This window comes from Thiorhodospira sibirica ATCC 700588, from assembly GCF_000227725.2.
Classification (GTDB): domain Bacteria; phylum Pseudomonadota; class Gammaproteobacteria; order Ectothiorhodospirales; family Ectothiorhodospiraceae; genus Thiorhodospira; species Thiorhodospira sibirica.
The window spans coordinates 1,174,124-1,186,323 of the sequence record NZ_MU255056.1 but is presented as its reverse complement, the minus strand read 5'-3'; the positions used below and the strand labels follow the sequence as shown (position 1 = coordinate 1,186,323).

The window sequence follows — 12,200 nt, the reverse complement described above, 5'->3', positions numbered from 1 at the left end:
GCCGCTCGGCTACTATCCGGCGGCTCCCCGTAGAGCGGTCGCCGCGTATAGATTTCGTCGAGCAGACGGCACAGCAGCAGCGCCGTCGCGTTCTCCTGTGATGGATGGCGATGCGCGTATACGGTCGCTCGAGCTACCTCCGCCCGCTCACACTGCCGCACGATGGAGCGCGCACCCTCCGCCTCAATCCAGCCCTGGCGGCTCATGGCAGGGTGATCCCTGTTTTTTTTGAGCCAGTCCCTGTCCAGCTCCATCTTCAGGCGGCCCATCTCGCTGTAGAGCCGATCCGGCGAGTCCTGCTCCGCTGCCGGTTTCGGACCACGCTTGCCCTCAAAGCGCGTCCCTGCCTGCTCAACGATTGCCTTCTTCCACTTGCTGACCTGCACCGGGTGAACCCCGTAGGCTTGACCCATCTCGTTGACGGTCTTGACCCCATGGATCGCCTCACGCCCGACCTTGGCCTTGAACTCGGCGTTGTATGTGTTCCGCTTCCTCTTCTCGCTCATCTCTTCGCTACCCCATGCTGGAGGCTTTGTCATCGCTTAAGCTGTTGTCCAGATTTCGGGGTCCACTATAAGCCAATGCAAAAGCCTTGGAAATCACTACCAGACCCTACCCTGATCCGGACAGCGCCCATTCAGTAACGCTTGGCGTGATGAGACAAAAAACAGCAGACGGCCTCGTCGCCAAATGCTCACCGTAATGGGTGAGACACGGTGAAGGCCCGAACCTCCGGCAACGAGAGAGACCCGCGTGTTTCAACGGACATCATGCGCCCGACCGGGTGAAACGGCCGTGGCGATGCGTTGGGTAACCCGCGTTGAAGCTGCAGGGTACTTTGAACTCCGTTAGCGGGTGATGCGGTCAGGGAAATCAGCACGTTCAATCGGCAGAATCCGTTTGAGAGATTGCGCGTGACGTTTACGCCGCAGCCTGAGGAGTTACCATAAAATAGAAAAATGAGTCAATAAAAATTCTGCTAAACTTGAGATTTTAAATGGTGCAAGATTCGCAAATAATCAATTTTATAAATTACACTAAAAGCAGCCTGAATTGTTTAATCAAACCTAACTGAGCTGCTCCAGCCGAATCCGAGAATAGCGGTGCTGGTGAGCTTGGCGTTAAATTTTTGGAGAATCCATGCGAATCCAATCGCTTTTGTTTCTTTTATTCACTATTGCCTTTCCGTTATGCGGCGCTGCGCAAGACCGTTCTGATTGGGGCACGTTTTTTGACAAGTTTAATGCAAAGGGCACTATCGTGGTGGTCGATGAACGTAATAAAAACTATCCTGTGTGGGTCTATGGACAGGAACGAGCAGCCAAACGCTTTTCTCCAGCCTCCACATTCAAGATTCCGCATACCTTATTGGCACTGGATTCCGGTGCCGTTAGTGATGAGTTTCAGGTGTTTGAGTGGGACGGAGTTGAACGGGGCTTCTCCGACCACAACCGTGATCAAAACCTCCGTTCTGCCATGCGCGTATCTGCACTTTGGGTTTATGAGCAATTCGCGAAGAAAATTGGTGAAGAGGCGGCGCGCCGCTACCTGGAGCAACTTGACTATGGTAATGCAGATCCGACCAGTCGCGAGGGTGCCTACTGGGTAGATGGCAATCTCGCCATCTCCGCGTATGAGCAGATTTCCTTCCTGCAGCGCCTCTACAGGAATGAACTGCCCTTTAAAATCGAGCATCAACGTCTCGTGAAGGACATCATGATTGTCGAAGCTGGGCGAGAATGGATTCTGCGCGCCAAGACCGGTTGGGAGGGGCAAATAGGCTGGTGGATCGGGTGGGTTGAGTGGCCGACCGGGCCGGTATTCTTCGCACTGAATATTGATACCCCCAATCGAATGGGTGACCTTGCCAAGCGAGAGCAGATAGCTCGTGCGATCCTGCAATCCATTGACGCGCTGCCAACGCCGCAATAGTGACAACAACACAGCAGGTACAATTCATTCAAGCCAACGCTGCTTCGCCGCTCGGCGTAATTCAGGCGTCATGCCGTTCAGCATACCTTGGATGTGCTCAACGGATACACCTTGTAGGGCTGTTTCGGTTTATTTGGTGATGGTGCCTTGTTTGATGAGCGGTTGCCAGTTTTGTAGTTGTTCGAGGTGGGTGGGGTTGGTTTGGGGAGCGTGTAGTGCGGATTTGAGGTGGCGACACCTGGACGGTGTCGCTACAGGCAGCGGCATCAAGATGATGCCGCCACGTTTTTATGCGGAGTGGGTGCTCCGCGCTCCCAGCAAACGGGTGCTGGCAGGATTTAGGAGGCGGCTTTGATGCGGGTATTGAGGCGGCTTTTGTGGCGGGCCGCTTTGTTGCGGTGGATGATGCCTTTGTTGACGGCGCCATCAATGATCGGCACGGCGGCCTGGTAGGCGCTTTGGGCGGCTTGTTTGTCGCCGTCACGCAGGGCTTTGATGACTTTTTTTACGGCGGTGCGAAAGCGCGAGCGCAGGGCGACGTTGCGCTGACGGCTGACTTCTGCCTGACGGGCGCGCTTGCGGGCGGATTTGATATTTGCCAAAGGGGTATCTCCTGATACAAAACAGCACGGAAAAATAAGGATAAAAAATAAGAATAACGACAAAACGGCGGGTTAGCCTTGTGCCGACCCGCCGTTATCTGGTCATGCAGACCATCGCGCTATTATAGCGCCGGGGCTTGCATCAATGCAAAACGCACGGCGATTTTTATGCCGCAACAATGGGGATCACTTTGCCTGCTGTGCCAGCGGCTTTGCGGTACTGTTCCATCTGGTCAAAGTTGAGGTAGCGGTAGATCTCTGCGGCCATGGTGTTGAGGTTATCGGCATACTGCAGATATTCCTGTGGGGTTGGCAGACGCCCCAGAATTGAGGCCACGGCGGCCAGTTCGGCAGAGGCCAAGTAGACATCCGCGCCATCGCCCAGACGATTGGGGAAGTTGCGGGTGGAGGTGGAAACCACGGTGCTGTTGGCGGCCACTCGCGCCTGATTGCCCATGCACAGGGAGCAGCCCGGCATTTCGGTGCGTGCGCCAGCCCGGCCATAAATTCCGTAATAGCCTTCTTCGGTAAGCTGGTGTTGATCCATGCGCGTGGGCGGGGAGATCCACAGGCGCGTTGGCAGGGCGCCTTTGTGTTGCTCCAGCAGTTTGCCCGCAGCGCGGAAATGGCCGATGTTGGTCATGCACGAGCCGATAAAGACTTCATCAATGCGTGCCCCGGCGACCTCAGACAGCAGGCGTGCATCGTCTGGATCGTTGGGGGCGCACAGGATCGGCTCTTTGATCTGGTCAAGATCAATCTCAATGACGGCGCTGTATTCGGCATCTTTGTCGGCGCGCAGCAGTTGCGGATCAGCCAGCCAGGCTTCCATCGCCTGCGCCCGGCGTTCGATGGTGCGGGCATCGCCGTAGCCATTGGCGATCATCCAGCGCAGCAGGGTGATGTTGGAGCGCAGATATTCGGCAATGGATTCTTCTGACAGGGTGATGGTGCAACCCCCGGCTGAGCGTTCTGCCGAGGCGTCGGAGAGTTCAAAGGCCTGTTCGACAGTGAGATGCTCCAGCCCTTCGATTTCCAGAATGCGTCCGGAGAAGATGTTTTTCTTGCCTTTCTTTTCAACCGTCAGCAGTCCTTGCTGAATGGCAAAATAGGGAATGGCATGAACCAGATCGCGCAGGGTGACGCCGGGTTGGAGTTTGCCCTGAAACCGCACGAGCACGGATTCGGGCATATCCAGCGGCATGACGCCGGTGGCAGCGGCAAAGGCGACCAGACCGGAACCAGCGGGGAAGGAGATGCCCATCGGGAAGCGGGTGTGTGAATCGCCGCCGGTGCCGACGGTATCAGGCAATAACATGCGGTTGAGCCAGGAGTGGATGATGCCATCTCCTGGGCGCAGCGACACGCCGCCGCGATTCATGATGAAGTCGGGGAGGGTGTGTTGGGTGCTGATGTCCACCGGCTTGGGATAGGCTGCCGTATGGCAAAAGGATTGCATCACCAGATCGGCGGAAAAGCCCAGACAGGCGAGATCTTTGAGTTCATCACGGGTCATTGGCCCGGTGGTGTCTTGCGAGCCGACGGTGGTCATTTTCGGTTCGCAGTAGGTGCCTGGACGAATTCCGTCTACGCCGCAGGCGCGCCCGACCATTTTTTGTGCCAGCGTGTAGCCCTTGTTGCTGTCCACCGGGGGCTGTGGCCGCTTGAAAATCTCTGAAGGCCCCAGACCCAATTCGGCACGCGCTTTTTCCGTCAGGCCCCGGCCAATGATCAGCGGGATGCGCCCACCGGCACGCACTTCATCGAGCAATACCGGCGTTTTCAGAGTAAATTCGCTCAGCACTTCGTCGCTGTCATGACGGCAGACCTTTCCGGCATGGGGATACAGATCAATCACCTGCCCCATTTCCAGGCGGGAGACATCCATTTCAATGGGCAGTGCGCCGGCGTCTTCCATGGTGTTGTAGAAAATCGGCGCAATTTTGCCACCAAAGCAAAAGCCGCCGGCGCGCTTGTTGGGCACATAGGGGATGTCATCGCCGAAAAACCACAACACCGAGTTGGTGGCGGATTTGCGCGAGGAGCCGGTGCCGACCACATCGCCCACATACGCCACCGGAAAGCCTTGAGCCTTGATGCGTTCAATCTGCTTGAGCGGGCCGACGGCGCCGGGTTCATCGGGTTCGATGCCATCACGCACCATTTTCAGCATGGCTTTGGCGTGTAGCGGAATGTCCGGGCGCGACCAGGCATCCGGGGCAGGCGAGAGATCGTCAGTGTTGGTTTCGCCAGTGACTTTAAAGACGGTCAGGCTGATCTTTTCAGGAATGTCTGCTTTGTTGGTAAACCATGTGGCATCTGCCCACGCCTGCAACACCCGTTTAGCATGTGCGTTTCCGGCTTTGGCCTTGGCAGCGACATCGTGGAAGGCATCAAACATGAGCAGGGTGTGTTCGAGTTCGTCGGCGGCCTTGGCCCCGAGTTCGGCATCATCCAGCAATTCTACCAAGGTGACGATGTTGTAGCCGCCTTGCATGGTGCCCAGCAGTTTGACCGCGTGTGCCTTGTCAATCAGCGGGGAGCTGACCTCACCTTTGGCGACCGCGCTCAGAAAACCAGCCTTGACATAGGCGGCCTCATCCACACCGGGGGGAACCCGATGGGTCAATAACTCCAGCAAAAACGCCTCTTCACCGGCGGGCGGTGCTTTGAGCAAGTCCACCAGTTGCGCGGTCATTTCAGAGGTCAGGGGATTGGGCACAAGCCCTTCGGCTGCACGTTGAGCAACGTGTTGGCGATAGGTTTCAAGCATGGTTAAACCTTAGGTTGTTAACGGTAAAATCAAAGGCGTCTGCCAGAGATAACGGCCCCAGCAGGGTACGCAGGCCATTTTAACAGATGGGCGTGTAGACACGGCTTATTGCGCGCTGACGGGAAAGACCTGTTTGAAGGGACTCACCGTGACCTGGGCATAAACCCCAGCCGCGACATAAGGGTCTGCCTCGGCCCACTGCTTTGCTGCTTCCAGCGAAGCGAATTCAGCCACAATCAGACTGCCGCTAAACCCCGCCGGGCCTGGATCAAGGCTGTCAATGGCAGGCAGCGGACCGGCCAGAAATAAACGCCCCTCGGCCTGCAGGGCCTCCAGACGGGCCAGATGGGCGGGACGGGCTGTTGCGCGCAGAGGAAGGGAATCAGGGACATCTTGGGCGTAAATCACATAGCGCATGGCTGCAAATCCTTGGGCAAGGCTTAAAACCGGTTGGACACAAACAAAAACGGCCGCAAAAAGCGGCCGTTTGGCGTACTACAGCAGATTTAGAACTGCTCTTCTTCCGTGGAACCACTCAATGCAGTGACGGAAGAGGTACCGCCCTGAATGGTGGTGGTGACATCATCGAAGTAGCCAGCGCCCACTTCCTGCTGATGCGATACGAAGGTATAGCCTTTGTCGCGTGAATCAAATTCAGGCTGCTGAATTTTCTCGACATAGTGGCGCATGCCTTCACCACGGGCATAGTCATAGGCCAAAGTGAACATGTTAAACCACATGCTGTGAACCCCGGCCAAGGTGATGAATTGATACTTGTAGCCCAGCTCGGAAAGCTTGTCCTGGAATTCGGCAATGGCCTTGTCGTCAAGGTTTTTCTTCCAGTTGAACGAAGGCGAGCAGTTATAGGCCAGCAGCTGGTTGGGGTTTTGGGCCTTCAGTGCCTCGGCAAATTCACGCGCAAAGCCGATATCCGGGGTGCCGGTTTCGCACCATACCAGATCGGCATAAGGGGCATAGGCCAGACCACGGCTGATAGCCTGTTCCAGGCCGTGCTTGACGCGGAAAAAGCCTTCTGCAGTGCGCTCACCGGTGACGAAAGGACGGTCGTTATCATCCACGTCGGTGGTCAGCAGGTTCGCGGCCTCGGCATCGGTACGCGCCAGCAGCACCGTCGGCACACCCATCACGTCAGCCGCCAGACGGGCAGCGACCAGCTTCTGTACGGCCTCGGAGGTCGGGACCAGCACCTTGCCACCCATGTGGCCGCATTTTTTCACCGCAGCGAGCTGGTCTTCAAAATGCACACCCGCAGCGCCGGCGTTGATCATATTCTTCATCAGCTCAAAAGCATTGAGCACACCGCCAAAACCGGCCTCGGCATCAGCGACGATGGGCAGGAAGTAGTCGATGAATTCGGCAGAATCCTGATCAATGCCCCGGCTCCATTGAATCTCATCGGCACGCTTGAAGGCATTGTTGATGCGACGCACGACGGTCGGCACGGAGTCATAGGCGTACAGGGACTGGTCGGGGTACATGGTTTCGGAGGTGTTGGCATCCGCAGCAACCTGCCAGCCTGACAGATAAATCGCCTCAATACCGGCTTTGGCCTGCTGTACGGCCTGACCGCCGGTCAGGGTGCCCAAACAGTTGACATAGCCTTTCTTTGCACTGCCATTGACCAGGTTCCACAGCTTTTCAGCACCGCGACGGGCATAGGTGTGTTCCGGTTGCAGAGAACCACGCAGGCGCACAACAGACTCGGCATTATAGCCGCGCTTGACCCCTTTCCAGCGGGGATTTTCTGCCCAATCACGTTCTAAGTCTTTGATTTGCTGCTGTCTGCTCTTATTCATCAGGAACCTTTTATAACGATTATTGAAATGGGTTATTGCTAAATGTTACCAAAAAGCTTTAAATTCCTTTTTGTGCAGTGCGTCAAGGATAATGGATCAATGGCCTAAACGGTTAAAAATATATTTCAATACTATGAATTGAAAAATCCAATATTAGTAATTATGGATAATTGCCGCCGTTAATACTAAGGTCTGGTTCTTCCTCTAAACCCCAGCTTACAGGTCAACTACCCACCATGCACGACCTCGCCCAACAGATTGCGCGCTCCATCCTCACCGGCTTTGAGCGCCATTTCTCGTTCTTTCAGGAAATCACCAGCGTCGCCCGGGAACGCTTTGAAGCCGCTGAATGGGAGGCGGTGCGCATGGCAGCGGCCACTCGCATCAGTTTTTATGACAAGCGGGTGCGCGAAACCATCGGCAAGCTGAAAAAATCCTTTGACATGGAAACGCTTGATGAGGCGCTGTGGGAAAGTGTCAAAACCGCCTATACCGATCTGTTGATGCGCCACAGCCGCCCGGAGCTGGCCGAAACCTTCTATAACTCGGTCTTTTGCCGCACCTTTGAGCGCAAATACTTCAATAACAAGAATATTTTCGTGGAATCGGTGGTGGATCGCGCAGCGCTGGCTGAGCGCTACCGGGGGTTTATGTCCTTTCATCCGCGCGATGGCGGCCTGCAATCCTGTGCCTGGGAAATCCTCTCGGCCTTTTATTTCAATGTCCCTTACGAAGACATTGACCGCGACGCCGAACGCATTGCCCAGGCCTTGATGGATCGCAGCCCCTTTGCGCAGCGCCAGATCAAGCACTGGCGCATTGATGTGCTGGAATTTCCCTTCTTCCGCAACAAGGCGGCCTATCTGATCGGGCGCGTGGTGCAGGGTGATGACAGCCATCCCTTCATCATACCGCTGGCGAATAATGAGCGCGGCGGTCTGTATGCCGACACCCTGCTGACCACGGAAGAAGAAGCCGAAACCGTGTTTAGCTTTGCGCGGGCCTATTTTCTGGTGAAAACCCCGGTACCGGCAGCCACGGTGATGTTTTTGCAAAGCATCATGCCGCATAAACCGCTGGCTGAGCTGTATATGGCGATTGGCTTTCATAAACAGGCCAAGCACGATTTTTACCGCGATTTTTTACACCATCTGGAAGATACCGACGACTGTTTCGAGGTGGCTCCAGGAACCCGTGGGCTGGTGATGGCGGTGTTTACCCTGCCCTCGTATCCGCATGTTTTCAAGGTGATCCGTGACCGCTTTGCCCCGCAAAAAGAGGTCACGCACGAACTGGTCAAGCGGCGTTATCTGCAGGTGAAAATGCATGACCGGGTGGGGCGCATGGCGGATACCCTGGAATTTATCAACGTCGCCTTTCCCTTGGCGCGGTTTTCCGAGGCACTGCTGCAAGAGCTGCAAGAAGCGATTCCTTCACAGCTGGAAATCGAGGGAGATTTGCTGTTTATCCGGCATCTATACACCGAAAAACGCCTGATTCCGCTGGATGTCTATCTGGAAAGCGCCACCCCGGAAGAAGCCCGTGCGGTGCTGGATGACTGGGGCCATGCGATCAAGCAACTGATGGCGGTCAATATCTTCCCCGGTGATCTGTTGTTTAAAAATTTCGGGGTGACCAGCAGCAAAAAAGTGGTGTTTTATGACTACGACGAGATCTGCTATCTAACCGAATGCGAGTTTCGCAAGATTCCGCCGCCGCTGCATCCGGAGGATGAGCTCAGCTCAGAGCCGTGGTACAGCGTCGGGCCGCATGATGTGTTCCCGGAGGAGTTTTTGACTTTCCTGACCACCGATCCGAAATTGCGGCGCCTGCTGCGCAGCCTGCATCCCGAGCTGTTTGATGACAGCTATTGGCGGCAGCGTCAGTGGGAGGTGCGCCGGGGGGTGTATGGCGATGTCTTCCCCTATGCGCAAGAACTGCGTTTTTCGCGTCCAGACGAACCGGACAGCTGCCCGGTGTCGATGTATAGCAGCCCTTCGCGCACCCGCCCGCAACGCGAACTGGTGGACATGCAGTCTTAATCACGCCACGGAGAACGCCCGCAGTGCGGTTGCGGGCGTTACGCGGGCTCAATTTCGTGCAGATAATGCGCCACCGTGATCCAGGCCCCAGAAAAGCCCAGCAGGCTACCGGCACTAAACAGCCAGGCGATGTCGTGCCACTGGGGGCCTTGCAGGTGCCAGGAATGCGCATATAAAGCCGCCAGCTGGCTAAGCGGAATGTGTAATAAAAACAGCACACCGGCGATAATGCCCAAGGCCATCAACGCCCCCAGGCTCCCCAGCCACAGACCGCCATAAAGAAACGGACGGCGCACAAAGGCATCACTGGCGCCGATGAGCTTGGATAGCGTAATTTCCTTACGCCGGTTATGAATCTCCAAGCGGATGCTATTGCCAATCACCAGCCACACCGTGATGATCAACAGCACCGTGAGGATATCAACCCCCCATTGCGCCAGCTGCATGATCGCGTGCAGACGTTCCAGCCACAGCATATCCACCACCACCCGCGCAATGCCCTCATGCACGGCCAGCTCCTCAGCCAGCGCCTGTAACGCCGTCGGGCCTTGGTGATCGACATGGGGCGTCAACACAATCACTCCCGGCAGTGGATTTTCCTCCAGAGCATCCAGAGCCTGAGTAAAGCCCGACAAAGCACGAAATTCCGCCAAAGTTTCGCTGCGCGTCAGAGCCTGCGCCTGGACAATATCATGACGCTGCACCAAAGTATCTGCCAGGGTTTTGAGCTCATGGTCACTGACGCTATGCGCCACAAACAGACTCAAACTCGCCGCATGATCCCAGCGCTCTGTCACGGCGCGGGCGTTATCCAGCAAAATGAACAACATCCCCGGCAGCGCCAGCGCAAAACCAATGACCAGAATATTTAATAATGAGGCCAGCGGGCTTTTATACAGCCGCTTGAGACTAAAGACAAAGGCGCGTACATGATTCACGCCATAGGCTTGCAGGCGTGAAAGTGCCACCGGACTGAGGTTTTTAGCGGCGGACTTGGCTGTCTGGGGTGGTGTCATTGCAGCAAGGCAGGTGGTTAGCTCGCAGCCAAAGCATAGGCTGAAGTTTGTATATGCAGACGGTAGCAGGCTGCATACCGTTTTAATGATGGTGCCGGGAGCGAGAGTCGAACTCGCACTCTGTTACCAGAACCGGATTTTGAGTCCGGCGCGTCTACCAGTTCCGCCATCCCGGCATAAGGGAAGGGTCATCATTTTAATGATTTTTTGCCGCTTGGCAAGCAAAAATTTACAGCGTGTGGCGGCGGTCGGCAGGTGTGTCAGGTATACCAGAATAGCCGCCGGTACGCCGGATGGTCGGCAAGACCTCTTCCATCACCCACGCCTCAAAGCGCGCTGCGCTGGGCAATTTCGAGCGCAGAATTAAACGGTAAACGTCAGGTTCGGGGATGAGTTTGGTTTGCGGATCAAGCCTAAGTGCTTGATCTGTATAGGGGTGTTGAATAGACACCCCTATAGCATTCAATGACTTAGCATATTTACAGTGATTTCTTATTGCTTGTTTGGCATCGGTATACCCCAGCGCAACGGCCACATCCTTGGCAATAAACCACGGTTGACCTTCCAGCAGCAAAACACGGATGTCGAGATGATCGAACTGAAAGGGAATCACAGAAGGGTTAACGGTGTTCATTGATTGGCTAACTCCATACACGTTCACTTGAGAACCTGTGCCCGGAAGGGGCGCAGGCGACTGTATGGGTTAGCCTACCAGGAAGAAGTCTGGCGCGTCGAAGACGCCCACATACAGCCACCCGCATGGAGCGAGAAGCGCGCAGTAAAGATAACAGACACAAAAAAACCGCATCAAAGCGGCTTTTCCGCTTCTTCATGGGAGGCTAATCCCGCCCACCACGCAAACACAAGCCCCCTGGGACCGCGCAGCACCAGCTGCGCACCGAGGCCGCAGGCCTCGTGGGGTTTAAAGCGTATCAAATGCGCAGCTGGTGCTGCGCGATCCCAGGGCGGAGCCAGTGCTCCGCGCTCCCGGCAGGCGCTCCCAGGGCGATTAGGCTGGATGTGCGTTCAGCCAGGCATCTACCTCGGCACGGGTTTTAAATTCCAGCAGTGCCTCGCCGAGCGCTTCAAGCTGTTCTACCTGAAGGGCTTTTATCTGTCTTTGCTGGGCTTCGCTTAACGCGCCAAAGCGGCGCTGCAGTTGGCGTAGCAGCAGCTGGGCTTCGCCTTCCCGCAGCCCTTCCCGCAGGCCTTCCTGACGCCCTTCCTGACGCCCTTCCTGACGCCCTTCCTGACGCCCTTCCTGACGCCCTTCCTGGCGGCCTTCCCTACGCCCCTGGTCAAGCCAGATGGGTTGGTTTTTCTCGACGATGTCGCGATAGGCGCGGGTTTGTTCTAAGGGGGTGAGTTCTCCAAGCATGATGAGGATCTCCTCTAGGGTGAGTTGGTCAAAGCGTGCCATGAGCCAGGATTGGAAGACGTCCAGGCAGTGACGGCGGGCACGCGCGCTCAGGGCGGCCTGTTGGATTTGACGGTAGGCCTGTGGTGCCTGTTCCCGCAGGTGTTCGCGGTCTTCGAGCAGGTAGGGCAGGAAGGTGGCGAGCAGTGGGTGTTCCGGGGCGGTGTGTTTCAGGCGGTTGAGGACATCAAGCAGATAGACCCGGCGCACGGGGCAGTGTGCGCTGGCCTGTTCCAGGCATGGCTGCCAGGGGCGGGTTTTGGGGTCTTGTGCAGGGCTGAGAAACAGTAAAAGGCCCCGGATGTCGCGTTTGGGGTGGCGTTCGCCGAGCAGTCCCATGTCGATGAGGAGCCGATGGTAGATCAGTGGATCCCGCTGGGCTTGTATTTCTATGGCCCAGATCGGTTGTTGGTCGTCCTCGGGGAGTATCACGCCGTCGATGCGCCGCTCCAAGGCTTTGACGTCCAGGGCTTCGAGGTGGTACGGGCCTGTGATGTTTATCCCGTCGGTCAGCAAGCGCAAGAACTCGGGATCTGCGCTTAACAGCAGATACATCGGTTTGTCGGTGTGCATGGCGTGTCTTTCACTGGGCTGGAAAACG

The 12,200-nt window shown here is 56.3% G+C and carries 10 protein-coding genes and 1 tRNA gene; 2 read left to right on the top strand and 9 right to left on the bottom strand.

What is annotated here, in order from left to right:
* Nucleotides 1–539, bottom strand: a 539-nt coding sequence (locus tag THISIDRAFT_RS05645; RefSeq protein WP_221913961.1) for a transposase, incomplete at its 3' end; no start/stop codon positions are given.
* Between the two features lie 601 nt (nt 540–1,140).
* Here THISIDRAFT_RS05645 and blaOXA point away from each other — a divergent pair.
* Nucleotides 1,141–1,932 (top strand): class D beta-lactamase, encoded by a 792-nt coding sequence (blaOXA, locus tag THISIDRAFT_RS05640; protein ID WP_006786917.1) that lies wholly within the window; start codon nt 1,141–1,143, stop codon nt 1,930–1,932.
* Between the two features lie 338 nt (nt 1,933–2,270).
* Here blaOXA and rpsT read toward each other — a convergent pair whose 3' ends face one another.
* From rpsT to aceA, 4 genes are all read right to left on the bottom strand, one after another.
* Complete coding sequence (gene rpsT, locus THISIDRAFT_RS05635) at nt 2,271–2,534, bottom strand: 30S ribosomal protein S20 (RefSeq protein ID WP_006786916.1); 264 nt, start codon at nt 2,532–2,534, stop codon at nt 2,271–2,273.
* A 166-nt stretch (nt 2,535–2,700) separates the two neighbouring features.
* A complete protein-coding gene (acnB, locus tag THISIDRAFT_RS05630) occupies nt 2,701–5,307 on the bottom strand; it encodes a bifunctional aconitate hydratase 2/2-methylisocitrate dehydratase (RefSeq protein ID WP_006786915.1) in 2,607 nt (868 codons plus the stop codon).
* Nucleotides 5,308–5,412: 105 nt separating this feature from the next.
* Nucleotides 5,413–5,724: a YciI family protein gene (locus THISIDRAFT_RS05625; protein WP_006786914.1), complete on the bottom strand. Its 312-nt coding sequence runs from the start codon at nt 5,722–5,724 to the stop codon at nt 5,413–5,415.
* A gap of 89 nt (nt 5,725–5,813) precedes the next feature.
* A complete protein-coding gene (gene aceA / locus THISIDRAFT_RS05620; protein ID WP_006786913.1) occupies nt 5,814–7,124 on the bottom strand; it encodes an isocitrate lyase in 1,311 nt (436 codons plus the stop codon).
* 236 nt (nt 7,125–7,360) lie between these two features.
* Here aceA and aceK point away from each other — a divergent pair, with 236 nt between their 5' ends.
* Nucleotides 7,361–9,166: a bifunctional isocitrate dehydrogenase kinase/phosphatase gene (gene aceK / locus THISIDRAFT_RS05615; RefSeq protein WP_006786912.1), complete on the top strand. Its 1,806-nt coding sequence runs from the start codon at nt 7,361–7,363 to the stop codon at nt 9,164–9,166.
* Nucleotides 9,167–9,204: 38 nt separating this feature from the next.
* On the opposite strand, the gene ftsX is transcribed toward aceK, so the two are convergent.
* The 4 genes from ftsX to THISIDRAFT_RS05595 all read right to left on the bottom strand — a co-directional run bounded on the left by ftsX (nt 9,205) and on the right by THISIDRAFT_RS05595 (nt 12,172).
* The gene (gene ftsX, locus THISIDRAFT_RS05610) at nt 9,205–10,182 is read right to left on the bottom strand and encodes a permease-like cell division protein FtsX (RefSeq protein ID WP_006786911.1); all 978 of its coding nucleotides are present in this window, start codon (nt 10,180–10,182) and stop codon (nt 9,205–9,207) included.
* Between the two features lie 89 nt (nt 10,183–10,271).
* Nucleotides 10,272–10,358 (bottom strand) — tRNA-Leu (locus tag THISIDRAFT_RS05605).
* A gap of 53 nt (nt 10,359–10,411) precedes the next feature.
* Nucleotides 10,412–10,816 carry a BRO-N domain-containing protein gene (locus THISIDRAFT_RS05600; RefSeq protein ID WP_006786910.1) on the bottom strand — a complete coding sequence of 135 codons (405 nt, stop codon included), beginning with the start codon at nt 10,814–10,816 and terminating at the stop codon, nt 10,412–10,414.
* A 375-nt stretch (nt 10,817–11,191) separates the two neighbouring features.
* Nucleotides 11,192–12,172, bottom strand: coding sequence for a DUF2887 domain-containing protein (locus THISIDRAFT_RS05595; protein ID WP_006786909.1), 981 nt, complete (start codon nt 12,170–12,172; stop codon nt 11,192–11,194).
* Nucleotides 12,173–12,200: the final 28 nt, after the last annotated feature.